The sequence below is a fragment of the Saccharothrix longispora genome (assembly GCF_030852425.1).
Classification (GTDB): domain Bacteria; phylum Actinomycetota; class Actinomycetes; order Mycobacteriales; family Pseudonocardiaceae; genus Actinosynnema; species Actinosynnema longispora.
Window position 1 is genome coordinate 26397 of the sequence record NZ_NSDM01000015.1, and the last position, 25674, is coordinate 52070.

General features: G+C 75.4%; 18 protein-coding genes, 1 pseudogene and 1 riboswitch. Of the genes and pseudogenes, 7 read left to right on the forward strand and 12 right to left on the reverse strand.

The window, feature by feature from the left end:
• Positions 1 to 56 precede the first annotated feature (56 nt).
• A complete protein-coding gene (locus CKY47_RS29835) occupies positions 57 to 1211 on the forward strand; it encodes a 4-hydroxybenzoate 3-monooxygenase (protein ID WP_306749651.1) in 1155 nt (384 codons plus the stop codon).
• Here the strand turns inward: CKY47_RS29835 and CKY47_RS29840 are convergent.
• The 5 genes and pseudogenes from CKY47_RS29840 to CKY47_RS29860 all read right to left on the reverse strand — a co-directional run bounded on the left by CKY47_RS29840 (position 1190) and on the right by CKY47_RS29860 (position 8436).
• Positions 1190 to 3418, reverse strand: coding sequence for an ATP-binding protein (locus tag CKY47_RS29840; RefSeq protein ID WP_306749652.1), 2229 nt, complete (start codon positions 3416 to 3418; stop codon positions 1190 to 1192). The genes CKY47_RS29835 and CKY47_RS29840 overlap by 22 nt on opposite strands.
• 168 nt (positions 3419 to 3586) lie before the next feature.
• Complete coding sequence (locus CKY47_RS29845) at positions 3587 to 4729, reverse strand: cellulose-binding domain-containing protein (protein ID WP_306749653.1); 1143 nt, start codon at positions 4727 to 4729, stop codon at positions 3587 to 3589.
• 193 nt (positions 4730 to 4922) lie between these two features.
• On the reverse strand, positions 4923 to 6119 hold the full coding sequence (locus CKY47_RS29850) for a S8 family peptidase (protein ID WP_306749654.1): 1197 nt from the start codon (positions 6117 to 6119) through the stop codon (positions 4923 to 4925).
• A 112-nt stretch (positions 6120 to 6231) separates the two neighbouring features.
• A pseudogene (locus CKY47_RS29855) lies at positions 6232 to 7086 on the reverse strand (DMT family transporter).
• An 87-nt stretch (positions 7087 to 7173) separates the two neighbouring features.
• Complete coding sequence (locus tag CKY47_RS29860) at positions 7174 to 8436, reverse strand: cytochrome P450 (RefSeq protein WP_306749655.1); 1263 nt, start codon at positions 8434 to 8436, stop codon at positions 7174 to 7176.
• Between the two features lie 88 nt (positions 8437 to 8524).
• Positions 8525 to 8653, forward strand: a riboswitch (cobalamin riboswitch).
• 91 nt (positions 8654 to 8744) lie between these two features.
• Between CKY47_RS29860 and CKY47_RS29865 the strand changes: the two genes are divergently transcribed.
• From CKY47_RS29865 to CKY47_RS29885, 5 genes are read left to right on the forward strand one after another with little or no spacing between them, the layout of a single operon-like run.
• A complete protein-coding gene (locus CKY47_RS29865; RefSeq protein ID WP_306749656.1) occupies positions 8745 to 10064 on the forward strand; it encodes a prenyltransferase/squalene oxidase repeat-containing protein in 1320 nt (439 codons plus the stop codon).
• 10 nt (positions 10065 to 10074) lie between these two features.
• Positions 10075 to 10944 (forward strand): hypothetical protein, encoded by an 870-nt coding sequence (locus CKY47_RS29870; RefSeq protein WP_306749657.1) that lies wholly within the window; start codon positions 10075 to 10077, stop codon positions 10942 to 10944.
• On the forward strand, positions 10941 to 12008 hold the full coding sequence (locus tag CKY47_RS29875) for a CbiQ family ECF transporter T component (protein ID WP_306749658.1): 1068 nt from the start codon (positions 10941 to 10943) through the stop codon (positions 12006 to 12008). The genes CKY47_RS29870 and CKY47_RS29875 overlap by 4 nt, the downstream gene beginning before the upstream one ends.
• Positions 12005 to 13609, forward strand: coding sequence for an ABC transporter ATP-binding protein (locus tag CKY47_RS29880; RefSeq protein WP_306749659.1), 1605 nt, complete (start codon positions 12005 to 12007; stop codon positions 13607 to 13609). The genes CKY47_RS29875 and CKY47_RS29880 overlap by 4 nt, the downstream gene beginning before the upstream one ends.
• Complete coding sequence (locus CKY47_RS29885) at positions 13606 to 14490, forward strand: ECF transporter S component (protein ID WP_306749660.1); 885 nt, start codon at positions 13606 to 13608, stop codon at positions 14488 to 14490. Before CKY47_RS29880 ends, CKY47_RS29885 begins: the two co-directional genes overlap by 4 nt.
• On the opposite strand, the gene CKY47_RS29890 is transcribed toward CKY47_RS29885, so the two are convergent.
• The 6 genes from CKY47_RS29890 to CKY47_RS29915 all read right to left on the reverse strand — a co-directional run bounded on the left by CKY47_RS29890 (position 14435) and on the right by CKY47_RS29915 (position 21748).
• A complete protein-coding gene (locus tag CKY47_RS29890; protein ID WP_306749661.1) occupies positions 14435 to 15103 on the reverse strand; it encodes a hypothetical protein in 669 nt (222 codons plus the stop codon). The genes CKY47_RS29885 and CKY47_RS29890 overlap by 56 nt on opposite strands.
• A 97-nt stretch (positions 15104 to 15200) precedes the next feature.
• A complete protein-coding gene (locus CKY47_RS29895; RefSeq protein WP_306749662.1) occupies positions 15201 to 16394 on the reverse strand; it encodes a sugar efflux transporter in 1194 nt (397 codons plus the stop codon).
• Positions 16395 to 16487: 93 nt separating this feature from the next.
• Positions 16488 to 18017, reverse strand: coding sequence for a methyltransferase (locus tag CKY47_RS29900; protein ID WP_306749663.1), 1530 nt, complete (start codon positions 18015 to 18017; stop codon positions 16488 to 16490).
• A 71-nt stretch (positions 18018 to 18088) separates the two neighbouring features.
• Entirely contained in the window at positions 18089 to 19471 is a 1383-nt protein-coding gene (locus CKY47_RS29905; protein WP_306749664.1) for an acyl-CoA reductase, read from the reverse strand.
• Positions 19468 to 20535 carry an acyl-CoA reductase gene (locus tag CKY47_RS29910; RefSeq protein WP_306749665.1) on the reverse strand — a complete coding sequence of 356 codons (1068 nt, stop codon included), beginning with the start codon at positions 20533 to 20535 and terminating at the stop codon, positions 19468 to 19470. The genes CKY47_RS29905 and CKY47_RS29910 overlap by 4 nt, the downstream gene beginning before the upstream one ends.
• Before the next feature lie 436 nt (positions 20536 to 20971).
• A complete protein-coding gene (locus tag CKY47_RS29915) occupies positions 20972 to 21748 on the reverse strand; it encodes a VOC family protein (protein WP_306749666.1) in 777 nt (258 codons plus the stop codon).
• A gap of 545 nt (positions 21749 to 22293) precedes the next feature.
• On the opposite strand from CKY47_RS29915, the gene CKY47_RS29920 reads away from it, so the two are divergent.
• Complete coding sequence (locus CKY47_RS29920) at positions 22294 to 24075, forward strand: Crp/Fnr family transcriptional regulator (protein ID WP_306749667.1); 1782 nt, start codon at positions 22294 to 22296, stop codon at positions 24073 to 24075.
• Positions 24076 to 24213: 138 nt separating this feature from the next.
• On the opposite strand, the gene CKY47_RS29925 is transcribed toward CKY47_RS29920, so the two are convergent.
• A complete protein-coding gene (locus CKY47_RS29925; RefSeq protein WP_306749668.1) occupies positions 24214 to 25431 on the reverse strand; it encodes an FAD-binding protein in 1218 nt (405 codons plus the stop codon).
• Positions 25432 to 25674: the final 243 nt, after the last annotated feature.

Below are 25674 nucleotides of genomic sequence, written 5' to 3' on the forward strand. Positions count from 1 at the left end.
GCTGAGCGGAAGCCCCGCCTTGGCCGGTTCCCCGGCGCGGAGCAGGCTTGGCCGCCATGCGCACACAGGTCGCCGTCGTCGGTGCCGGTCCCGCCGGGTTGCTGCTCTCCCACCTGCTCGCCCTGCACGACATCGACTCGGTCGTCGTCGAGAACCGCTCGCGCGCCTACGTCGAGGCGCGCATCCGGGCCGGCGTGCTGGAGCAGGGCACCGCGGACCTGCTGATCGACGCGGGGCTCGGCGACCGGCTCAAGGCCGAGGGCCTGCGGCACGACGGCATCCACCTCCAGTGGCCCGGGACCCGCCACCGCCTCGACTTCCGCGAGCTGACCGGGCGCTCGGTGTGGGTCTACGGGCAGACCGAGGTCGTGAAGGACCTGCTGGCCGCGCGGCACGAGCACGTGCACTTCGAGGTCGCTGGGACCGCGCTGCACGACCTCGACACCGACCGGCCGTCGGTGTCGTTCACGGACTCCTCCGGCACGCCGAGGCGGCTCACCGCCGACGTGGTGGTGGGCGCGGACGGCTTCCACGGCGTGAGCCGGGAGACGATCCCCGCCGCGCTGCGCACGCAGTGGGAGCGGCACTACCCGTTCGGCTGGCTGGGCATCCTGGCCGAGGTCCCGCCGTCGACCGACGAGCTGATCTACGCCTGGCACCCGGACGGGTTCGCCATGCACAGCATGCGGTCGCCGGTGCTGAGCAGGCTCTACCTCCAGGTCGACCCGGCCGAGCGCATCGAGGACTGGTCCGACGAGCGGATCTGGTCCGCGCTGGAAACCCGGCTCGGCCTGGACGGGTGGACGCTCGACCGCGGCCCGGTCGTGGACAAGGGCATCACGCCGATGCGCAGCTTCGTCAGCACCCCCATGCGGCACGGGAGGCTGTTCCTGGTCGGCGACGCCGCGCACATCGTGCCGCCGACCGGCGCGAAGGGGCTGAACCTGGCGGTGGCGGACGTCGCCGTGCTGGCGCGGGCACTGGAGGCGTTCTTCGGCTCGGGCCGCACGGACCTGCTCGACGGCTACGAGGAGCGGGCGCTGCACCGGGTCTGGCGGTGCACGCACTTCTCCTGGTGGATGACCACGATGCTGCACACCACCGGTGACGCGCTGGACCGGGAGCTCCAGCTCAGCCAACTGCGGTACGTGTGCTCGTCCACCGCGGCGGCGACGGGCCTGGCGGAGAACTACGCGGGCCTGCCGTTCTGAGGGGCCTCCCCCGCTTCCCCCTCCCCCGCGTCTCCGTCCCCGCGCGCCGGTCCGGTCCGGTCGAGGTCGTCGAGCCGCCGTCGGACGTCCTCGGCCTCGCCGTCCCGGCCCTGCCGCCGGTACAGGTCCAGGGCCTCCCGCCACGCCTCGCGGGCCCGTTCGCGGTGGCCCAGCGCGACGTGGGGGTGGCCGAGGCGGTCGAGGACCCCGGCGGCCGCGGTGGTGTGGCCGAGGGAGCGGTACAGGGCGAGGGCCCGCTCGTGGTGGTCGACGGCCCGGTCGTGGCGCCCGGTGCGGTGGTCGGTGAAGCCCAGGCCGTCCAGGGCGTCCGCCTCGCCCTCGGGGTCGTGGTGCCGGCGGTGCAGCGCGAGGGCGGCCCGGTGGTGGTCGCGGGCGGTGTCGTGGTCGCCGAGCCGGGCGGCGCACCAGCCCACCGCGGTGCACGCCTCGGCTTCCCACACCGGCTGGTCGAGGGCGCGGAAGAGGTCCAGGGCGTGCCGGGCGTGCTCCAGCGCGCGGCGGTCGTCGCCCCGCCGCTCCCACACCCGGGCGAGGGCGTTGTGGGCGTGGGCCCGCTGGGCGGGGTTGCCGTGCCGCTCGGCCTGCGCGAGCGCCTCGTGCAGGTGGAGGACGGCCTGTTCATGCTGCCCGAGCGCGGCGTGGGCGCGGCCGAGGAGCCGATGGGCCAGGGCGCGGGTGGCGGGGTCGGGCAGGTGGTCCGCGACGTCCGCCGCGGCCCGCCACGCGGCCAGGTCGGCGTGGCGGTGCCCGCGCCGCTGGTGGAAGGTGTGCAGGGTCCAGGCGATCTGCCACACCGCCGCATGCCGCTCCAGGGCGGCGGCGGTCCGCTGGGCGGCCAGCAGGTGCGCGTGGTGGGCGTCCAGCCAGTCCAGCGCGGCCGCGTGGTCCGGCAGCGGGTGGGGTCGGGCGCCGGCGACGGGCGGGTCGAGCCGGATCGACGTGCGGTGCGGCTTGAGCAGGCGGGCCGCGGCGAACCCGGTGTGCAGGTGGTGGTCGACCACCCGGTCCAGCGCCGCGCGCCGCGCCGGTCCCGCCAGGTCGTCGGCGAGGCCGGCGGCGTAGGCGCGGACCAGGTCGTGCATCGAGTAGCGGCCGTGCGGGTGCCGGTCGAGCAGGGACGCGTCCTCCAGGGCGTGCAGGACCCTGCGCGTCTCGGTGCGGGGCAGGCCGCCGAGGGAGGTGGCGGCGGGCAGGTCGGTGTCCGGACCGGGGGCGATCCCGAGCAGCGCGAACACCCGGCGCTGCCCGTCGGCGAGCCGGCGCAGGGACCACGAGAGCACCGCGGGCAGGCTCGCGGCCGGGTCGGTGTCGTGGTCGAGCATCGCCAGCCCGAGTTCGCGCAGTTCGTCCGCGAACTCGGCCAGCGGGACGTGCGGGCGGGTGGCGGCGTGCCGGGCGGTGATCGCCAGCGCCAGCGGGTGCCGGCCGCACAGCCCGACCAGGGTGTCGACCGCGTCGGGTTCGGCGGCCACGCGCGGGCCGCCGAGCCGCCGGGTCAGCAGGGCGTGCGCCTCGGCGTGGGCGAGGACGTCCAGGGGCAGGTGGCGGGCGCCGTGCCGGTCGATCAGGGATGCCGGCCTGGTGCGGCCGGTGACCAGCACGGTGCAGGTGGGGCTGCCGGGCAGCAGCGGGACGACCTGCTCGCTCGTGGCGGCGTTGTCCAGCACGACCAGCACCCGCCTGCCCGCGACCAGGCTGCGGTACAGCGCCGCCTGCGCGGCGAGGTTCGGCGGGAGGCGGTCGGGGGCGACGCCGAGGGCGGTGAGGAAGCCGCGCACCGCGTCGCCCGGCGCGGTGGGCCGCTCGGCGGGGCTGAAGCCGCGCAGGTCGACGAACAGCTGGCCGTCGGGGAACCGGTGCAGGTTGCGGTGGGCCCAGGCCAGCGCCAGCCAGGTCTTGCCGATGCCGCCCGCCCCGCCGATCGCCGTGATCACCACCGCCGCGCCGTCCCCGTCGTCCGGTGCGGTGGTCAGGGCGCGGTCCAGCGCGGCCAGCTCCGCCTCGCGTCCGGCGAACGCCGCCGGCGCGGTGGGCAACTGGCGCGGCACGACCGGCGCGGCCGGCCGCGGTGCGTGCAGGTGCACGTCACCGTGCACCACCCCGGCCTGCACCACCCCGGCGACCGTCCCGGAGGCGGTGTTGCGGGCCCCCGGCTCGTCGGGCCCGGTCGGCTTCGGCGTCACCACGCGGCCACCTCCCCCGGTCGTGCCCACGACCGGAGCCGCCAGCGTCGCACCACCCCACCGGGTGACCGGCCGACATCGGCCGGATTCACCCGACCGCCCGAACGGCGGGGAGGGTGCGGCGCCCGGTCGGGGGCCGGGCGCCGCACCGTGGTCGGGGTCGGCCGGTGGTCAGCAGCCGATGGGCGAGGAGCCGACCGCGACGTCGTCGTACCAGAGGGTGTCGCCGCCGTCGCCGTAGCTCTCCCAGCCCAGCCGCAGGTCGGTGACGGCGGGCCGCCACGCCTTGTTCAGCCACTGCTGGTCGATGTCGCGCGTGGGCACGCCGTCGACCTGGAGGCCGGCGACCGCCTCGCCGTTGAGGGAGGTGGACAGCCTGCCGGACGGGTCGATGGTGAACTGGACGCAGTTCCACTGGTTCACCGGCAGCGGCTTGCTCAGCGCGACGCCCTGCGGGCTCTGCTCGGGCAGGGTCGCGTCGTCGGACTCGCGGTTCCACTGGAGGGCCGCGTTCTGGCCGCCGATGCGCAGGTCCTTGCCGTTGTCGGCGCTGTCCTTGAGCGCCGCGAACGTCACGTGCGCCATCGGCAGGGCCGTGGTGTGGCGGACGAAGAACCGGCCGTGCACGGTGCCCGTGCCGGTCAGCGGGGTGCCGAAGAAGATGTGGTTGCAGTAGCCCGCCGCGCCGTTGACGCGCACGGACTTCGAGCCGCTGCGCGCGACCGAGCTGTCGACGCTCACCGTGCCCTGGCCGGTGCAGTTGGCCGCGCCGACGGTCCACCTGCCGCTCGGCTGACCGCCGGTCTGCTGCTCGAAGTCGTCGCACAGCGTCGCCGTGCCGCAGTCGACCGGAGGCACGTCCGTGGTGGTCGTCGTCGTGGTGGTGGTGGTGGTGGTGGTGGTCGTGGTGGGGCCGTCACCGCTGCACGAGACGCCGTTGAACGAGAAGTCGGCGGGCACCGCGTTCGTGCCGCTGTAGGTGGCCTGGAAGCCGAACTGCGCGCTCGCGCCCGTGCCCAGCGCCCCGTTCCACGGCGCGTTGGAGACGGTGACCCGGTTGCCGGACTGCTTGACGTCGGCGCTCCAGCCGGAGCTGACGACCTGGTTCCCGGCGAAGGTCCAGGAGAGCTGCCAGGAGGTGACCGGAGCGGACTGGTTGGTCACGGTCACGTTGGCGGTGAACCCGGTGGCCCACTGGTTCAGCTTGTAGTCCACCGCGCAGACGGGTGCGGCGCCGGCGGTGCTGTTCCCGCCGATCACCACCAGCCCCGCCGTCGACACCACAGCGGCCAGCGCCGCCAGCAGATTTCGCACAACAACCCCTTCGTTGTCGTTTCTGGGAGCGTTCCCAGAACTGACTGTAACGATCCCGTCACCACCGGGGAATACACCGGGTGCAGCAACGGTGGTTCCGACGAAGGGGTCTGCGCGGTGTGAACGGGACGAACCGGTCACGAACGGGTGCCCGGCGCGCGGGGGTGACGAGGGCCCCGCGCGCCGGGGACGGTCACAGGCCGTTCGTGAACAGCAGGCGGTTGGCCGTGCCGCCCGTCGCGCCGTTGGTGACGACGTTCGGGGTGGCGCCGGAGTTCAACCAGTTGTGGACGGTCGCCGACGACTGGTCGCCGTGGCGCTGCTTGTAGAGCGCGGCCACGCCGGCCACGTGCGGCGTGGCCATCGACGTGCCGCTCATCGCGCCGGCGGCGCCGGTGCGCAGGGTGGAGGTGATGGCGCCACCGGGCGCGTAGAGGTCGACGCACGCGCCGGTGCTGGAGAACGACGACCGCGCGTCGGTGCGCTCGGAGGAGGCCACGACGGACGCGGTCTCGACCTTGCGGGGCAGGCGGTCGCACGAGTTGCCGCCGGTGTTGCCCGCCGAGGTGGCCAGGAAGACGCCGGCGGCGATCATGTTGCGGATCGCGGTCTCCAGGGCGGCCGACGGGGTGAAGTTCCACGACGTGTTGGCCACGGCCGGCTTGACGTGGTTGGCGGTCACCCAGTTGACGGCGTTGATCGCGGCCGTGGTGGTGGCGCTGCCGGAGCAGTTCATCATCTTCACGCCGTGCAGCCGCACGCCCTTGGCGACGCCGTAGGTGTTCGAGCCGATGGTGCCGGCGACGTGCGTGCCGTGGCCGTGGCAGTCGGTGTTGTTGGCGTCCACGGCGTTGAAGTCGAACGTCGCCCGGCCGCCGTAGTCGGGGTGGCTCGGGGTGATGCCCGTGTCGATGACGTAGGCGTGCACGCCCGCGCCGGTGTAGGTGTACGTGTAGCTCGCCGACAGCGGCAGGGTGCGCTGGTCGACGCGGTCGATGCCCCACGACGGCGGGTTGGCCTGGGTGGCGTCGAGCGCGTCGGTGACCAGCACGTCCTGTTCGATGGCGGTGACGGCGGGGTCGCGGCTGAGCTTGCGCAACTGGGCCGGGGTGAGCTTCGCGGAGAACCCGGTGAACGCCGTGTCCCACACGTGCGTCGGGGTGGCGCCCGCGGTGGCGGCGACGGCCCGCCCGCTGCGCGCGGTGCGGGCCAGGGCGGAGGTGTCCAGGCTGACGATGTAGGTGTCCGCGACGGGTCGGACCGTCGCGGACGAGGTGGCGTGGTGGACGTCGGCCTGGTGCGCGGGGGCGGCCTGGGCCGTCCCGGCGGTGAGGCCGACGGCCGTGGCGGCGGCGGAGAGGACGGCGAGTGTTCGCGTGGAAGGACGCACGTGTCGGCTCCTCGGGCGGTCCCCGGGCCGGTGCGCTCCGACGCAGGGTTGACGGAGCGGACATCACTCGTCCGGGGTCACCCCAGCAGCCTGACCAGCGGTGATCACGTGGTCAACCGAGGTCGGCCGATCGGCCGCGCGGCACGTCACGCTGGGTGGACATAACCGACAACTGGTAAGGGGGACGTCGCTCGGGCGGCCTCTTGGCCGGGACCGTCCGGGTCATCGCCACGCCCGCGAGCACCACCAGCACGCCGAGGACCACGCGCGGCGTGAGCGGTTCGCCCAGGAAGACCGCGCCGAGGGCGACGGACACCACGGGCAGCACGAGCACGACGGCCGCCACGACCGCCGTCGCGCTCGGCGTGGCGGGTGCGCGGTCGAACGGCAGCGCGAGCGCGCCGAGGCCGGTGGCGGCGGCGAGCCGGGCCGCGGACACGGCCAGCGGCGCGCCGTGCCCGACGAGGGTCCGTCCCATGTGGGCGAACGCGACGGCGTAGCTCGCGGCGACGGCCGCGAGGGCGAGCACGCCCCACCCCGGCACACCGCCCGCCGCGGGGCGAAGATGAGCAGCACGCCGCCGAACCCGAGGACCAGCCCGAGCACGCGGGCCGGCGTGGTGCCGCGTTCGGAGCCGGCAGCAGCCCGATGAGCAGCGACCACAGGGGCGTGGTGGCGTTGAGGACACCGGCCACACCGGAGTCGACGCTCTGCCGGCCGATGCCGAACAGCAGGAACGGCACGGCGTTGCAGAACAGCGCGGCGACGACGAGGTGCGGCCACAGCCCGCGCGGCAACCGCTGCCGGGACCGGCGGGCCGGGACCAGCAGCACGCCGGCCCCGAGGGCGCACCGGACGACGGCCACCTGCACGGGTGTGAAGCCGGTCAGGGCCAGTTCGATCCACAGGAACGCCGACCCCACAGCAGGGCCGGCACCCCCGTCCGCAGTGCGCTCCGCCCGGTCATGGGACCACCGTCCCGCGACCGACGCTTCAAGAAAAGCGAAACCTGCTCAAGCCGGATCAAGCGGTGCTCCACGATCGGGCCGGGGTGTCAGCGGGTGTGGACCAGCAGCTCGTCCACGCCGTGCACGATCGACGCGGCGCGGAACCCGGGCTGCCGGTCGGCCAGGCGCAGGTCCGGGAACCGGCGCAGCAGGGCGGGGTAGGCCGCGCGCAGCTCCATCCGCGCCAGCTCGGCACCCACGCAGCGGTGCGCGCCGTAGCCGAACGCCAGGTGCGCCGAGGACCCGCGGGTGTGGTCGAAGTCGGGCGTGCCCTCGCGGTTGGCCGCCGACAGCGACACCACGACCACGTCGCCCTCCTCGATCCGCTGGTCACCGACGTCCAGGGCGTGCCGGGCGAAGCGCGGGAACGCCACCTGCACCACGCTCAGGTGCCGCAGCAGCTCCTCCACCAGCGGCGCGACCGCGGCGTCGTCGTCGCGCATCGAGGCCCGCGCCCGCTCGTCGCGCAGCAGCACGATGGCGCCGAGCGCGAGCATCGAGGCGGTGGTGTCGAACCCGCCGGTGAGCACGCCGTCGGCCAGGCCGGCCAGCTCCTCGTCGCTCACGTCGTCCCCGTGCTGGCGGATGATCATCCCGATCAGGCCGTCGCCGGGCGAGCGGCGCTCGCGCTCGACGATCTCCTGCATGTACTTCAGCGACTCGGAGATCGCGCCCAGCGCCTGCCCCGCGCCGCCGCCGAACAGGTCGAACCGGGCGGCGGCCAGCTCCTGGAACCGCTCGCGGTCCTCGTAGGGCACGCCGAGCAGCTCGCAGATCGTCAGCGACGGGATCGGCAGCGCGAACTCCTTGACCAGGTCCACCGGACCGGGCGCGGCCTCCATGGCGTCGAGCCGCTGCGTGACGATCTCGTCGATGCGCGGCACGAGCCGGGACAGCCGGCGCATGGTGAACTCGGGTGTGAGCAGCTTCCGCAGGCGCGTGTGGTCCGGCGCGTCCGCGAAGCCGAGACCGCCGGGCGACTGCTCGATGCGGCCGACCGCGGCGCCGAGGCGGGCGTAATCGTTACTGAACGCCCCTGTGTCGGAAAGCACCTTCTTGGCCTCGGCGTGGCCGGTGACCAACCACAGCCGCACCCCGAACGGCACGGGCAGGCGGTGCACCGCCCCTGCCTCCCTCATCCGCTCCAGCTCCGCGACCGGCACCACCCCGTCCCGCTTCAGCGGGACCAGCGCACGGTCCGGGAGCAGCGACAACGCCCGTGAACCGATCTTGCCCATCACCCACCGCGTCGCCGAACGCCGTGCGACCCACGCCACCAAGCCGTCGCGCACCGACGCCAGAGTCGACATCCCACACCCCTCATTCCCCAGGTTTGAACTGGTTGACGGTAACCGTACGTAGGGGTGATCAGCATCGCGCCTGAGGCGGATTGACACGCCGTGATTGGTGAAAGACGATCGGCAATCGCGCGTGAACAGGGGAAGCCGGTCGGAATCCGGCGCTGACCCGCAACGGTGGGTTCCCGCAGGGAACGAGCCCGAACACCTGTCGTGCGCACCGCGCTCCTGACACCGTCGAGGTCAACGGGTGGGAGCCCAGGGGGCCGACGACGGCCGCCCGGGGCCCGCTCGCGCCTTGCGCCCCGGAAAGGTCGACCATGCCGCTCAGACGGACCGCCGCCGCCGCCGTCGCGCTCGCCGCACTGGCCGCGGCCCCCGCCGCGCAGGCGTGGTCCACCGAGGACCGCGCCGGGACCGCCGGGGGCTGGCTCACGCGGCAGCTCGTGGGCGGCGACCACCTGGAGATCGTCGTCGACGGCGTCGCCTACCCCGACCAGGGCCTGACGCTGGACCTCGGGTTCGCCCTCGCCGCCGCCGACGTCGCCCGGGACGGCGTGGAGCGCATCGGCGCGTGGGTCTCCCGACCCGAGGTCATGGGCAACTACCTGCACTTCGACGCCCCGGAGCGGGAGTCGTACGCGGGCGCGCACGCGAAGCTCGCCCTGTTCGCCTCGGTGTCGGGCGCGGACCCGACGGACTTCGGCGGCGTCGACCTGGTGGCCGGCCTGACCGCGCTCAAGGCCCCGTCCGGCCGGTTCACCGACCGGACGGCGTACCAGGACTACTCCAACGGCTTCACCCAGGCGTTCGCGGTGCTCGCGCTCGACCGGGCGGGCGGCGCGCCGCGGGACGCCGTCGACTTCCTGGCCGGCGGCCGCTGCCCGGACGACGGCGGCTACCCGCTGGTGCCGGCGACCGCGCCGTGCACGTCCCACGTGGACGCCACCGCGATGGCCGTGCAGGCGTTGCTGGCCGCCGATCGGCCGGACGACGCCGCACCGGGCCTGACCTGGCTGGAGCGCCGGCAGGCGGACAGCGGCGGGTTCGCCGGCGAGGACGGTTCCGCCGAGGGCAACGCCAACAGCACCGGCCTCGCCGCCCAGGCGCTGCGGATGGGCGGCCGGACCGGGGCGGCCGACCGGGCCGTCGCCTTCCTGGAGTCGTTGCAGGTCGGGTGCTCGGGCCCGGAGGCCGACCGCGGCGCGTTCGCGTTCGACCGGACCGGGTTCGCCACGGGCAGCGCGACGCGCGCCACGACGCAGGCCGTGCTCGGCGTCGCCGGTGTCGGCTACGCGGCCCTGTCGTCGGTCGGCGACCGCACGGGCGCGCCGGTGCTCGACTGCGCGGGCACGCCTCCGGGCAGCGGCACGACCACCACGACGACCACCACTGGGACGACCGGCACCGGGACGACCACGACTGCGGCGTCCACTCCGGACGCCACCTCGACGACGGACGCGCCCCCCGCGACGACCACCACGACGACCGAGGTGGTCGCGGTGGGCGGTGGCGGCACCCTCGCCCGCACCGGTGTGGCGGTCGGTCCGGCGCTGTGGCTGGGCGCGCTGCTGGTGGTCGGTGGCGCGCTGGTGCTGGCGCTGGCCCGCGAGCGGCACGTGGCGCGGGGGCGGCGATGACCGGACGCCGGTGCGCCACCGCACCGGTCGCACCGTGACCGGCGGGTGGCGGCGGGTCCTGGCCGTCGCGGCGGTGGTCGGGCTGGCGCCGGTCGCGGCTCCTCCGCACGCGGTGGCGGCCGACTGCGCCGGGGTCGCGGTGGTCGTGGACTTCCGCTCGTTGGGCGGCGGTGTGCGCACGGGCTGCGCGGCGGGCGACCCGGCGTCGGGCACGGGCGCGTTGACCGCCGCCGGCTTCGGTTTCACCTTCGCCGCCCGGCAGCCGGGGTTCGTGTGCCGGATCGACGGCCTGCCCGGCCAGGCCGCGGACCCGTGCGTCGGCACCTCCCCCACCTCGGCGCACTGGTCCTACTGGCACGCGCGGCCCGGTGGGTCGTGGACCTACAGCAGCACGTCGGCGAGCGCGTACGACCCGGCGGCCGGCACCGTCGAGGGCTGGTCCTTCGGCGCGGGTGAGCCGCCCGGCGTCGCGCCGCCCGCGCCCGCGCCGAAACCCCAGCCGCCGGCGCCGCAGCCACCCGCACCCCAGCCACCCGCACCCCAGCCGCCCGCGCCGAACCCGGGGCAGCCGGCACCGCGGTCGACGGCGGACCGACCGGGGCAACCCGTCCAGCCGGGGCAGCCGACCGGCGGACCCGGACCGACCACGACCCCGTCCGCCGGCGCGCCCCCGTCCCCGTCGGACGCCCCGACCGGTGGCACGTCCCCGACGTCCACCGGCTCCCCGACCGCGCCGGGCGCCACGCCCGTCGCCGTCGCCCCCACCGCGGGCGCGTCGTCCGGCGGCACGGCCGGTCCGGTCGTCGCCGTCGTGGTGATCGCGTTGCTGGCCGGGCTGGGCGTGTGGACCGCGCGGCGGCGCGCGAAGGCCGCGGAGTGACGCTGCACCCCGGCGCGTGGTGGCTGTGGGCGCTGTCGCTGGGCGCGGTCGCCGGCCGGACGAACAACCCGCTGCTGCTCGCGCTCGTCGTCGTGGTCGCGGGGTACGTGGCCGTGTCGTGCCGCCAGGACACGCCGTGGGCGAGCGCGTACGGCGTGTTCCTGAAGTTCGGCCTGGTGGTGATCGCGATCCGGGTGCTGTTCCACGTGCTGCTCGGCGGCGTGACCGGGCCGACGGTGCTGCTCACGCTGCCCGAGGTGCCGCTGCCGGACTGGGCGCGGGGCGTGCGGCTCGGCGGGCCGGTCAGCGCCGAGGGCCTGGCGTTCGCGGTGTACCAGGGCCTCCAGCTGGCGACGCTGCTGTGCTGCGTGGGCGCGGCGAACGCGCTGGCCAACGCCAAGCGGCTGCTGAGGTCGCTGCCCGCCGCGCTGTACGAGGTGAGCGTGGCGGTGGTGGTGGCGCTGACCGTCGCCCCGCAGCTGGTGGCGAGCGCGCGGTCGGTGCGCCGGGCGCGGGCGCTGCGCGGTGACGCGGTGCGCGGGGTGCGGGCGGTGCGGGTGCTGCTGGCCCCGGTGCTGGAGGACGCGTTCGAGCGGTCGCTGGTGCTGGCCGCGGCGATGGACTCGCGCGGCTACGGGCGCACGGCCGGCCAGTCGCGGCGGGCCCGGCTGCTGACCGGCGGGCTCGTGCTCGGCGGGCTGGCGGGGCTGTGCGTCGGCGCGTACGGCCTGCTCGACGGCACGTCGTCGCCGCTGGTCGGCGCGCCGGTGCTGGCGGTCGGGTCGGCGCTGGCGGTGGCCGGGCTGTGGAGCGGGTCGCGGCGGGTGCGGCGCAGCCGGTACCGCCCGGACCGCTGGGGCCCGCGCGAGCTGCTGGTGGTGGCCTCCGGCCTGGTCGCGGTGTCGGCCGCGTTCCTCGCGCCGGCCGACCTGGGCGGCGCGGCGCTGTCCGCGAGCACCGTGCCGCTGACCGCGCCCGGGCTGCCGCTGCTGCCGGCGCTCGGCGTGCTGTGCGCCCTGGCCCCCGTGCTGATCGCGGGCCGCCCGACGGGGAAGAGGACATGATCCGGTTCGAGAACGTCACCGTCACCTACCGCGAGGCCGCGCGGCCGGTGCTGTCCGGGGTGGACCTGCACGTGCCGGAGGGCGAGCTGTGCCTGGTGGTCGGCCGCACCGGGTCGGGCAAGTCGACCCTGCTGCGCGCGGTCAACGGGCTGGTGCCGCACTTCACCGGCGGCACGCTCGCCGGGCGCGTCCTGGTCGACGGCCGAGACACCCGCACCCACCCGCCGCGCGAGCTGGCGGACGTGGTGGGCGTGGTGGCGCAGGACCCGCAGGCCGGGTTCGTCACCGACTCCGTCGAGGAGGAGCTGGCGTACTCGATGGAGTCGCTGGCGCTGCCGAACGCGGTGATGCGCAAGCGGGTGGAGGAGACCCTGGACCTGCTGGGGCTGGCCGAGCTGCGGAACCGGCCGCTGGCCGCGCTGTCGGGTGGCCAGCAGCAGCGGGTCGCGGTGGGCGCGGCCCTCACCGCGCACCCGAGGGTGCTGGTGCTCGACGAGCCGACGTCGGCGCTGGACCCGGGCGCGGCGGAGGACGTGCTGGCCGCGCTGCACCGGCTCGTGCACGACCTCGGCATGACGGTGCTCATCGCCGAGCACCGGCTGGAGCGCGTGGCCCAGTACGCGGACCGGGTCGTGTGGCTGCCCGGCGACGGGGGTGCGCCCGTCGCCGGCGCGCCCGGTCCCGTGCTGGCGCGGGCGCCCGTCGCGCCGCCGGTCGTGCGCTTGGGCCGGCTGGCCGGGTGGGAGCCGGTGCCGGTGTCCATCCGGGACGCCCGGAGGCTGGCCGGCCCGCTGCGCGACCGCCTCGACGACCGCCCCGACGTGCCCCGCTCCCCCGGCGCGACCGTGCTGACCACCCGCGACCTGCGGGTGCGCTACTCCTCGGTGGACGCGCTGCGCGGGGTGTCGCTGACCGTCGGGGAGGGCGAGCGGGTGGCGGTCATGGGCCGCAACGGGTCGGGCAAGTCGAGCCTGCTGTGGGCGGTGCAGGGCACCGGGAAGCGGTCCGGCGGCGAGGTCGCGGTGGACGGCGTCGACCCGGCCTCCCTCGAGCCGGGGCCCCGGCGGGCCGCGGTCGGCCTGGTGCCGCAGCAGCCCGCGGACCTGCTGTACCTGCACACCGTGCGCGGCGAGTGCGAGCAGGCGGACCGGGAGTCCGAACGGCCCGGTGGGACGTGCCGGGAGCTGCTGGACCGGCTCGCGCCGGGCGTCCCCGACGACCGGCACCCGCGCGACCTGTCCGAGGGGCAGCGGTTGGCGCTGGTGCTGGCGGTCGCGCTCACCCCGCGTCCGCGGGTCGTGCTGCTGGACGAGCCGACCCGGGGCCTGGACTACCCGGCGAAGACCCGGTTGGCGGGGGCGCTGCGCGACCTCGCCGACGACGGGCACGCGGTCGTGCTGGCCACGCACGACGTCGAGTTCGTCGCCGAGTACGCCACGCGGGTGGTGGTGCTGGCCGACGGCGAGGTGGTCGCGGACGGGCCGACCGCCGAGGTGGTCACCGCCTCACCGGTGTTCTCGCCGCAGGTGGCGAAGGTGCTCGCGCCGCGCCGGTGGCTGACCGTCGCGGACGTCGCCGACGCCCTGGAGGAGGCCCGGTGAACGCCCTGCGCGTGCGCCCGCGCGCCGCGGTCGCGCTGACCGTGGCGGCGGCGATCAGCGTGGTGGCGTTCGGCTGGCCGCTGCTGGTCTCCGCCGACGCGGGCATCGCGCGCGGCGCCGAGGCGCCGTGGGTGTTCGCGCTGCTCCTGCCGCTGGTGCTGGCCGTGGTGCTGGCCGAGTTGAGCGAGGGCGGGCTGGACGCCAAGGCCGTGGCGGTGCTGGGCGTGCTCTCGGCGCTGGGCGCGGCGATCCGGCCGCTGGGCGCGGGCACGGCGGGCATCGAGACGGTGTTCTTCCTGCTCGTGCTGGGCGGGCGGGTGTTCGGGCCGGGGTTCGGGTTCGTCCTGGGCAACACGATGCTGTTCGCGTCGGCGCTGCTGACCGGCGGCGTGGGTCCGTGGCTGCCGTACCAGATGCTGGGTGCGGCGTGGGTGGGGCTGGGCGCGGGCCTGCTGCCGAATCCCCGCGGGGCGAAGCCGGGCGGCGGGGCGGAGTTGGCGCTGCTCGCCGCGTACAGCGCGGTCGCGTCGCTGGTGTACGGGCTGCTGCTCAACCTGTCGTTCTGGCCGTTCGCGCTGGGCGCGGCGAGCACGTCGCTGTCCTACCAGCCCGGCGGGCCGCTCGCGGACAACCTGGTGCGGCTGGTGCTGTTCAGCCTGGCCACGTCGCTGGGCTGGGACGTCGGCCGGGCGATCACGACGACGGTCCTGGTGCTGGCGACCGGTCCGGTGCTGCTGCGCACGCTGCGCCGGGCGGCGCGGCGGGCCTCGTTCGCCGATCCGGTGTTCGCCGGTCCGGCGGTTGGTCCCGCGGCCTCGGGCCGGGTCAGCGGGGCAGCAGCGCCGCCACCTCCGCCACCGCGTCCAGCACCTCCGGCGTGACGAACCCGCCGACCGGCTCCGCCTCCGCGACGGTGACCGTGCCGCGCTCCCGCTCGGCGCCGTAGTTGGCCCCGGTGAACGCCACGTCGCCCAGGCCGACCAGCGCCCCCGGCAGCGGGCTGATGTCGCCGGAGCCGGGTTGGTCCAGGAGGGCCTGGAACTCGCGCGCGTCGGCGCGCGAGGCGAACTCCACCCAGGCGACCGAGACCACCATGGTGTTGCCCGCGTCGTCGCCGACGGTGAACAGCACGCGGTCCATCGAGACGCAGCGGGTGCGCCGGAGGAACTCCCGCACCCCGCCGAACGAGGCCGCGACGCAGTCCGCGCCCTCCCTGGGGCTCTGCGCGTGCGCCCGCAGCCCCATGCGAAGCCAGGCGCCCTCGGCGTCGCCCCGGCGGGCCAGGTCGGCGCCCTCGGCCTTGCGCGCGGCCAGGCCCAACCCGGAACCGCCGGCCCCGGAGGCCTCACCGGGACCCGCGCTCAGCCCCACGGCGCCGCCGTACCCGACGGCGCTCAGCGCCACCAGTCCGGCCAGCAGCAGCCCGCCCTTCCCGCCGCCGCCGGCGACCGGGCGCACCCGGCCCCGGTCGTCGGTGTAGAAACCCTTGGGCACGATGACCTCCTCCCCCGGGAAGGTGTAGCAACGCGGGGGTGGTCGTGACCCGACTTTCGTGGAGAACCGCTCGAACAGCGCAAACCGGACGGTCGGTTCATGCCCCTTCGGGCACCGCGCCACGACGCTTCCGCCGGTCGGCCAGCAGCAGCGCCAGCCCGAGCACGGACATCACCAGGCCGATGCCGTAGGCGGTGCGGTAGCCGAAGTGCTGGGCCGCGCCCAGCAGCGGGCCCGAGGTCATGGCGCTGATCCTCGCGGTGTTCGTGTAGAGCGTGGTGGCGTAGCCGGGGCGGTCCGGCGCGAGGTCCTGGAAGTAGGAGATGCCCACGCCCATCACCGCGGAGATCACGACGGCGTGCAGCACCTGCGCGGCCATCACCTGCCAGGTCGCCTGGACCAGGACCATGACCGAGTAGTAGGCCAGGGCCAGCGCGCCGCCCGCGAGCACCAGCACGCGGTGGTCGAACCGGACGGCGAGCGCGCCGAAGCCGAGCATCAGCGGGATCTCCAGCGCCGCGCACAGCCCCAGCACCAGGCCCGCGTCGCCGGCCGTGCCGCCGAGGTCCTCGGTGATGAACAGCGGCATGGCCGCCACGCCCACCGCGGTGGCGCCCTGGAGCAGCACGAACGCCGCGGAGGCCGCCAGGAACCCGCCGCGCGGGCCGGGCCGGCGGTCGACGTCGGCGGTGACCACCGGGTCCGGGCCCAGGCGGGGCAGCCAGATCAGGGTGGCGACGGCCGTGAGCACGTACATCGCGGCGGCCGCGGTGAACAGGCCGGTGAACCCGGCGGCGGTCATCAGCAGCGCGCCCAGCGGCGGGCCGCCGACCCACGCGACCGACAGGGTGGTGCGCAGACCGCTGATCGCGAACGCGCCCCTGGTGGAGCGCGACCGGTCCAGCAGTTGGCGGGCGTAGGCGAACATCTGGGGCATGTGCGAGGCCGAGAAGGCCCACAGCGTCACCGACACCGCGAGCAGCAGCCAGTAGTCGCGCAGCACGGCGAACAGCGCCAACGCCACCGCGCCGACCACCGAGGCCGCGAACATCAGCGTGCGCCGGACGTCGCGGGTGTCGGAGAACCGCCCGACCAGGGTGCTGAGCACGATCGAGGCCAGCGCGCCGACGAGCAGGAACGCGCCGACCGCGAACGGGCCCGCGTGCAACTCCTTGACCAGGAACAGCGCCATGAACGGCGAGACCAGCGCGTACCCCGTGCCGGACAGCAGGCTCACCGACACCAGGGGGACGAACGGCCGGGAACGACGGGAGACACGAGTTTCGCTCACAACGGCCACGGACGCCGATCCTCGTCGTCCGGGTGCGCGGGGAGGAAGCCGATTTCCGCCCCGCTGCCCGTGAGAGCGGTCACACGGAGTGGTTCAGCCGGTCGCGCGGGCCACCAGGACGGCCATGTCGAGCGGCAGGTCGCGCACGTCCTCCAGGGTGAGCCCGTTGGCGGCCAGCAGGTCCCGGTGCTGCTCGGTGGTGCGTTCGCCGCCCTCGACGGTGTTGACCATCATGTGCACGTTGAACGCCAGCGGCAGCGGCGACGGCCGGTCCTCCCGGATGGGCCGCTCCACCAGGGCCAGCACCGCGCCCCGGGGCATCGCCGCGCGGACGTTGCGCAGGATGACCGCGCAGCGCTCGTCGGCCCAGTCGTGCATGATCCGCGACAGCAGGTACAGGTCGGCCCCGGCGGGCACCGGGTCGTGGAAGAAGTCGCCCGCGACCACCTCGGCGCGGTCGCCGCACCCGAGCTCGTCCAGCACCCGCCGCCCCGCGGCCACGACGTGCGGCCGGTCGAACACGATGCCGCGCAGACCGGGGCCGGCGCCCAGCACGGCGCCCAGCAGCCGGCCGTCGCCGCCGCCGACGTCGACCACGGTGCCGCGCTCGGGCAGGTCGAGCAGGCGGGGCACCAGGTCCAGGAAGCTCGTGCCGGCCGCCATCGCGCCCTCGAACAGACGCGCGTCGGCCGGGTTGGCGGCGAAGTGCTCGAACGGCCGCACGCCGTAGACGTGCTCGAACGCGCTGCCGCCGGCGCGCACGGTGTGCTCCAGGCCGGTGAAGGAGTGGTAGAACAGCCCGCCGTAGATGCGGGCGAGGTCGCGCTGCGAGCCCTCCGCGTCGCGGCGCAGCATCGCGCCGACGTCGGTGAGCGACCACCGGTCGCCGTCGCGGTGGAACACGCCGAGCGCGGCGAGGAACGCGAGCAGCCGGTGCAGCCGGCTCTCCAGCGCCCCGGTGCGCGCGGCCAGGTCCGCGGTGGTGCGCGGCCCGTCGACGAGCAGGTCGGCCACGCCGAGTTCGGCCACCGCGGCCACGGCGCGGGTGCGCCAGGCGCCGGTCATCAGGTCGAGCATGGCGCGTTGGGGCCGGTCGGGCGGGCCGGTGTGCCGGGTGAGCAGGGCGGGCCGCCGGCCGGGCAGCCGCAGCTCCACGTCGGTCGGGCCGCGGAAGCGCAGCGAGGTGGCGTCCCCGTCGTGGTCGCCGCCGTCGGGGCGCAGGCCCGCGTCGAGCAGCGTCGCGTGCACGCCGCGCAGCAGCACGTCGTCGTCGGTGGTGGCGGTGAACACCAGGCGGTGCCCGTCGGCCGCGGGCCCGGGCAGGACCGCCACCTCCACCCCGCGCGGGCACCCCTCGACCCGGCCGCGCACGACGTGCGCCTCGCCGGGGTCGTGCACCGCGCCGCCCAGCCCGGCCAGCGCGTCGACCACGTCGCGCACGTCGTCGCCGGTGACCGCGAGGGCGGCGTGGGTGAACTCCAGGTGGCGCGCCAGCCCCGCCGGTGCGCCGGGCACGCGGGCCAGCGCCTCCGCCGTGCCCGCGCCGCGGACGAACCGCACGGCGTCGGCCAGCGCCCGCCGCGCACCGGTGACCGTTCCGGGCACGTCCTGTCGTGGGGGCACGTCCTCGTCCTCCGGGTGGGGCCGCGCCCCGCGTTCGCACGCGGGGCGCGGCGGTGTTCCGCGTGCCCGCCTCAGCTCGTGGCGGGTTCCAGCTCCGGGTGCAGCTCGACGTCGCACCAGCGGACGAGGCCCGCGATCCGCGGCAGGCCGTCGTGCAGCCAGGTGAAGCCCGCCCTGGTCATCGCGCCCGGCGCGCACACCCGGCTCACGCCCAGTCGGGCCAGCTCGCCGGCGACCCGCAGGGCCTCCTCGCCGACCGCGCCGAGGCCGCAGTTCTGGAGGTGCTCGGCGTAGGGGCGCACGTGCTCCACCGCGGCGTCCAGGTCGGGGACGGACACGATCCGCGCCACCCGGTTGCCCGATCCGCTCAGCGGCAGCAGCACGTCGTCGAGCACGACCGTCCACTCCAGCCCGTCGGGGGACCAGACCTCGCTGTCGTCGGTGGTCGCGGCCCGCCACTCGGCGACCAGCCTGCGGCGCTGGAGCGCGGCGGCGTCGTGGACGTCGATCGCGCCGGGCGGGCTGTCGGCGGCGGCGCGGCGCATGGCGTCGGCCAGGTGCCGGGCCACCGCGCGGGCGTGCCCGGCCTGCACGAGGTAGACCTGCGGGGACAGGCAGGCGTGCTGGTCGAAGTCGCTGCAGTCGGCGGCGATGCGGCGGGCGACCTCGGCGGGGCCGTGCAGCTCCACGTAGGCGTCGCTGACCACGCCGAAGGACAGCTTGTGGCCGTGCTCCTCGTAGACCTGGTGCGGCAGCACCCTGGCCCGGATCGCGGAGCACGCCTCGTCGCCGCCGTAGGCGATGACCGCGTCGGCCTGGCCGAGCGCGGCGTCGAGGGACGCGTGGTCGTCGCGGTCCCAGTAGGTGGCGACCACGGCGTCGGCCAGGACCGGCTCGACGTCGTGCAGGGTGCGCAGGAACGCGGCGGTGAAGTGCGGCTCCTTGGCCGGGACCTTGGCGATCACGCTCGCCTTGACCAGCAGCGCCCGCACCAGCGAGCGGGCGGGCAGGCCGGGCACGTTGCCGGAGAACACGGCGAGGACGGTGCGCGGGCCGATCGCGGTGGTGCCGCCGCGGAACCCGTCGAGCACCTCGGGGTCGCCCAGTTCGCGCTCCAGGGCGGCCAGCAGGGACTCGGCGCGCAGGTTGCCCAGCTCGGCGTCCAGGGCGCGGTCGATGGTCTCCTCGGACATGCCGGTGACCAGGGCGGCGTCGCGCACGGCGGCGCGGCGCTCGGCGAGGTCCCGCTTGGCCCACCGCTCGGCGGCGGTGTCGATCGCCTCGACGATGCGACGCACGGGCAGTGCGCGCAGCCGTTCGCGGGCGGCCCGCAGGCCCTCGCCGACGGCGGCCCAGTCGGTCGGCCTGGCGCCGCGCCACTCGTGCTCGCCGGAGCGCAGGACGAACTGCGCTTCGCCGGGCGGCATCCACCGCGGGGTCCACGACACGCTCACGCGGCACCTCCGGTCATCGCGTCGAGGGTGAGCGAGCAGCCCCGGCTGGTGCTGCCCGCGATGCGGCCGGCGATGGCGACGCCCTCGTGGGTGGCGATGCCCAGGTCGCCGGTGAGCAGCACGTGCGGCCGGTCGAGGACGGACAGGTCGGTGATCTCCAGCAGGCCGGTGCCCTCGGCGAGGTACTCGCGGGTGCGGGGGTCGCGGACCTTGGGGCCGCCGGCGACGTGGGAGGCCTTGGGGCGTTCGCCGAGCGGCCCCACGGGGGTGTCGGCGGCGTCGTAGAGCTGGTTGGCCAGCTCGGTCATGCCGAAGATGTTGACGAACCGCTCGACGCCGAAGACCCGGCCGACGGTGGCGCGCAGGTCGGCGACGTTCATGACGCGGGAGCGCCCCTTGAAGCCGCCCCCCTCGTAGACCGCCGAGCCCGGCGGCAGCCGCCAGCTCCTCCCGCGCGCGTCGAGGGCGTCGCAGATGTTGACGAACGCGAAGGTCCCGCCGAGGAGGACGACGGGCAGGCCCTCGGCGACGGCGGCGTCCAGGCGCGACTCCAGCAGCCCGAAGTCGACGCCGTCCGCGCCGACGACGGCGGTGCTGAGGCGCGGGTCGCCGCACGCTTCCAGGATGCGGGCCATGTCGAAGGCGATCGCCATGTCGGGCGCGGCCTCCTCGGTGGGCGCGAAGGCCACCACCACGGGCCTGACCGGCTCGGTGTCGATGACGCGCCGGGCGCGGGCGCGGAGGGCGATGGCCTTGAGCTCCAGCCCCGGCGCGGTGTAGCGGACGACGCCGCGCGCGCTGCCGGTGGTGCCGCTGGTGCGGAACACCCGCGCCACGGGCGCGTCGGGGAACAGGTGGGGTCCGCCGTCCTTGTAGGCGGCGTCGGGGACGCCCACCCCGTGACCCACCTGCTTCCAGTACCGGGCGACGTCGGGTGAGTTGGCCACGGCCAGCTCGACCAGCTGTTCGTGCAGGTCGAGCGGGTTTCCCACCTCGTCGGCGACGAGCAGCGCCATCTGTTCGGCGAGCCGCGCGACGTGGGGGTCGTCGTGGGCAACAGTCATCGACCGCCTCCTGCGTCCATGGTCATCGTGACAGTCGGCCGACATCGACCACGGCCGACAGGGCCCGTCCCCGGAACGCGTCACCGCCGAACGGGGGGTCATCGGATACCGAAGGATGCCTCACAAAGGTCCGGCGCGGAACGAAGCCACGTGTTCCGCTGCGGTACCCGGAACGCCGAACGTCGTCGCGGGACCGTTCCGGGTGCGGTGCGGCGCCGGGCTGTGAACGTCGGACCGGCGTCGCCGCGGCACCCGTCCCGGCCGGTCCCGCGCGGCTCCACCTGCACTGCTCCCGCGAGGTGCCCCCGTGCGGGTGGGCGACGGCGCGACGCGCCCGGGTCCCCGTCCGGGCTCGTGCTTCACAGGGGCGGAACGGCACGCGTGCACGATCGCGGCCCATCGGACCGGTCCGGTGACGGCGGTCGGGCGGCGGCGGTCAGGCGGGCGAACTGGTGACGACCGCGCAGCGCGCGCCGAACGGGTCCTCCAGCCACGCCATGCGACCGACGCCGGCGAGGTCGGCGGTGGGCAGGACGGCGCGTCCGCCGAGGGCGGCGTTGCGCGACACGGCGGCGTCGGTGTCGGCGACCTCGAAGTAGGGCAGCCAGTGCGCCCGCTCGCCCTCCTGGAGGTCGGCGACGCCGCCGAACGGGATGGCCTCGGCCTCGTCCTCCAGGGTGAACACGGTGTACGCGCCGTCGTCGGCGGCGGCGGGGACCGTGGTGACGGTCCAGCCGAACACGGCGCGGTAGAAGTCGTGCACGCCCGCCGGGTCGGGGGTCTGGAGCTCGACCCAGCCCAGGGAGCCCGGTGCGGCGACCTCGTCGAGGCCGGCGGTGTCGCCGGGCTGCCAGATCGCGAAGTCCGCGCCGCCGGGGTCGGTGAGCTGCGCCATGCGCCCGTTGGTGAACACGTCGAACGGGTCGACGCGCACCTCGCCGCCCGCCTCGGCGACGGCCGCCGCGGTGGCGTCGGCGTCGGCGGTCTGGAAGTACACCGTCCACGCCGACCGCGCGTCGTCCCCGGTGAGTGGTCCGGCGGCGGCCACCGTGCGGCCGTCGTGCCGGAACACGCCGTACTCGCCGGCGTGCGGCCCGAGCGGGTGGAAGGTCCACCCGAACACGCCGCGGTAGTGCTCGGCGGCGCGGGCGACGTCCGGGCTGCCGAGGTCTATCCAGCTCGGGACGCCGGGCACGTGGTTCGCGGTGGGCACGGCCTGCACCTTCCTCCGGTCGGCACGCGCCCCACGTTAGTCCCGCCGGCGGGGCGCGGTCCCCTCCGCGTTCGCCCCCCTTTCGGGTGAAGCTGTTCACGTCGTCGTGATCGCGCCGGGGCACCCGCCGCCCGCCGGGGACATCCCCGACGAGGGCGACGGGAAGGGTTGGCATGATCACCCGGTGACCGGTTCCGTGAATGTTCCCACCTGCGGTCCGCCCGGTAACGGAACTCGTCGGTTCTCGACGGCAATCTTGCGGACCCGAAGACGGAACCGCCTGGCCGCTCGCCCGGTTTTCCGCACTTTTGCGGATTAGTTCGAATCATCCGACCATTCGTACCGTAACGATGTCACGGGATGCGCTAACGAATGCCCGATGCAACCGATATCGCCGCTATGGACGACGATTCCACTCCGGCGGTACGAGTGACCGCACCCGAACGACGGAGCACTGCGTCCGAACGCCTGAACCGCACCGTCGCGGACCGAGCAACCACCTGGGGTGCCGGATGAACAGCCGAATGGCCGAACTGGAAGCAGTCTTGTCACGTTCCGCACCCGACCGGGCTGCGGCGAGGCGCCTGGCCGTGGAGCTGGCGCGCTCGCTGGACGCGCCGAGCGCGCGGCGTGACGTGGACCGGCTGCTGCGCTGCGCGTCGTCGTTGACCCGGCTCGGCTCGGCCGACGCCGCGGACGCGCTGCTGATCTCGATGCTCGCCCTGGTGGACCCGACGAGTCCCGAGGCGGCCCGGGTGCGCGACCAGCAGGCGCTGGTCGCGGTGGCCCGCGGCCGGGGCGAACCTCGGGGGAGGGGCGGGTCCCCGGTCGTGCGGTCGGCGCACCGGCGGGTGCCGGGCACGGTGTTCGGGCGGTGCGCTCCCCCGCGCCAGGTGGTCGGCGACTTCCTGGAGCCCTCCCCCGACCCGGTCGCGGTCGGCGCGGTCGCGGTGGCGTTCGAACGCGCGCAGGCCACCGGGACCGGTGCCCTGGAGCTGGCGTTGCAGCGCAACGCGGCGGTGCTCGGCGTCAACCACCCGCAGACGGTGGTGGCGCGGCTGGGCCTGATGTGCGCGCGGTTCCGGATCGCCCGTGACCAGGCCGACACCGAGGAGCTGGCGGAGGCGCTGACCGACCTGCGCGAGGCGACGGACCGGGCGCTGAACGCGCTGGGCGCGCACCACCCCAGGGCGGTGGTGGCGCAGGCGAACCTGGCGTCGGCGGAGTTCGAGCTGGCGCGGGCGCACCGGTCGGTCGAGCGGGCCAGACCCGCGCTGAGCAGCCTGCGCACCGCCGCCGACCGGACGGCCACCAGGCTCGGCTCGGACCACCCGCACGCGGTCATCGCGACGGCGAACCTGGCGTCGGCGGAGCTGGAGCTGGCGCACGTGGAGGGCACGCGGGCGCAGACGCAGCGGCTGCTGGACGTGGTGCGCGACGCGGCGGGCCGGTCGGTGGCGGCGCTGGGCGCGGACCACCCGGCGGTGGCGGCGCTGGACGAGCAGCGGCGGGCGTGCGAGGCGCTGCTGTCGGGCGTCGGGCCGGACCCGTCGTTCGAGCGCGGCTACGCCTCGTTCGCCGACGCCGGCCGCTCGCTGGCCACCGCGAAGCCCTCCTCCCCCGCGGCGCGGCAGCCGACGGGGGCGGTCACCCCGGAGTGGCCGGCGGGCACCCTGCTGGCGCGGCTGCGCGAGACCAGCCGCCAGGAGCTGATTAACCTCGGCACGACGGTGCGCTACGCCGCCGACCGGGAGATCATCGTCCAGGACGCGAAGGACACGCACGCGTTCCTGCTGCTCGACGGCATCGTCAAGGTCATGGTCGCCGACGAGACCGGGGACACCGCGGTGCTGACCGTGCGGGTCGCGGGCGACCTGGTGGGCGAGATGGCGGCGATGGACCACAAGCCGCGCTCGGCGACCGTGGTGACCTGCGGCGACGTGGTGGCGAAGCTGATCACCAGCGCGGAGCTGCACAGCTTCCTGCACCGCCGCAACGAGGGGTTCGTGGAGCTGATCGGCGTGATCGACGACCAGTTGCGGTGGGCCAACCGGCGGCGGCGCGACTTCCTGTCGCACACCGCGTCGGAGCGGGTGGCGCGGGTGCTGGCCGAGATGGTGCGCGCGCACGGCAGGCAGGAGGTCGGCGGCTGGGTGCTGGGCATCCCGCTGACCAAGGTGGAGCTGGCCTCGATCGCCGGGATGAAGCCGCGCACGGCGGAGAAGGCGTTCGCGGACCTGCGCAAGGCCGGCGTGGTGGTCAGCCACCTGCGCCGCGACGTGGTGGTGCCGGACCTGGAGGCGCTGCGCCGCTTCGCGCGGTTGTGACGGGGCCGGTCGCAGCGGGACGCCGGGGTCGTCGCCGGGGTGGGCCGGATGTCCGGCCCACCCCTTCCCGCGCCCTTCCCGACCCCCGCGGCGCCTCGTTCCGCGGAGGTCGGCGCCGCTCTCACCACCGCCGCGCGCTCATCCGGTGAAGCGCCCGTCGACGGCGTCGTCGCGGAACTTCCCGGTCGGGTCGAGCCGTGCGCGCAACTCGGCGAAATCCCGTGCGCGCGGGTACCGGCCGGCCACGTCCGGCAGCTCGGTGACCTTGCCCCAGTGGGGCCGGGGGTCGAAGGGCAGCAACGCCTCCTCGACGCGGCGCAGCACCGCCCGCACCCCGACCTCGTCGGGTCGCAAGGTGAAGTGGAACGCCGCGCTGGGCCGGTCGTGCACCATGCTCATCCACTGGGTCTCGGCGGCGACCGTCCTGATCTCGGAGGTCAGCAGGAACGGCGCCAGCTCGTCGCGGAGCCCCTCGAGCGCCCGCAGCGCCCGCCCGGCGTGCTCGCGCGGGACGAAGTACTCCGCCTGCAACTCCTCGCCGACGCTGGGCAGGAAGTCGGCCCGGAAGTGCGGCAACCTCTCGTGCCACGGTCCGGGCACGCCGAGCTGCGCGGTGCAGCGGTGCGGCGGCTGCCCCTCCACGGGGTGCCGGGCCTCGGGCGCGTCCCGCCCCACCCGCAGGGGCCTGCGCTCGTCACCCACCCGGTGCTTGGCGAACACCCGCGCCCGGCCGTTCCAGCCGGTGAAGGCGCTGACGCTGTAGGCGCTGCCGAAGATCGCGTCGAAGTCCTCCGCCAGCGCGTCGAGGGGCACGTCGTCGTACACGCGCTGCTCGACGTCGAAGGTGTCCACCACCTCCAGCTCCACGTGCGTGACCACGCCCAGGGTGCCGAAGGCCACCACGGCCCCGTCGAAGCCCTCCTCGCCCCGGGCGAAGGTGACCGGTTCCCCCTCGGCGGTGACGAGTTCCACCCGCCGCACCAGGCTCGCCAGCGACGGGACGTCGTTTCCGGACCCGTGCGTGGCGGTGGCGGTCGCGCCGGCGACCGAGATGTGCGGCAGCGACGGCATGGCGGGCAACGCCAGCCTTCTGGCCTGCAACAACTCCGCGAGGCGCGCCAGCCGCATGCCGGCGTCGACCCGGACGGCCCGGTCGCCGACCTCGAACACCTCGGGCATGGCGTCGAGCGCGACCTGCGTGCCGGTGGTGTCGGCGATCCGGCTGAACGAGTGGCCCGTGCCGACGGCGCGCACGGTCCTCGCGCCGGCCACGAGCCGACGGACCTCGTCGACCGAGCCGGGGTGCTCGGTGCGGGTGGCGGAGAACGTGACGTTACCTGCCCAGTTGGTGCTCACCCACCGGATTCTGCCCCACGGTCGTGCGATACCCGACGGGCGAGTTCCAGCACGTCCGGCACCCTCGGGTGTTCCTCCACGAGGAGGTCCCGGTCCAACGGTCGGTGGACCGCGACACCGTCACCCGGCTCGGCACCGACGTGTCCTGCCCGGGGACGACCTCCCGGTGCTCCTCCAGGTCACCGCAGGCGGACGAGACGTGCACGCGCCATCCGATGACGGTGGCACAGCGGGGAGTGGAGG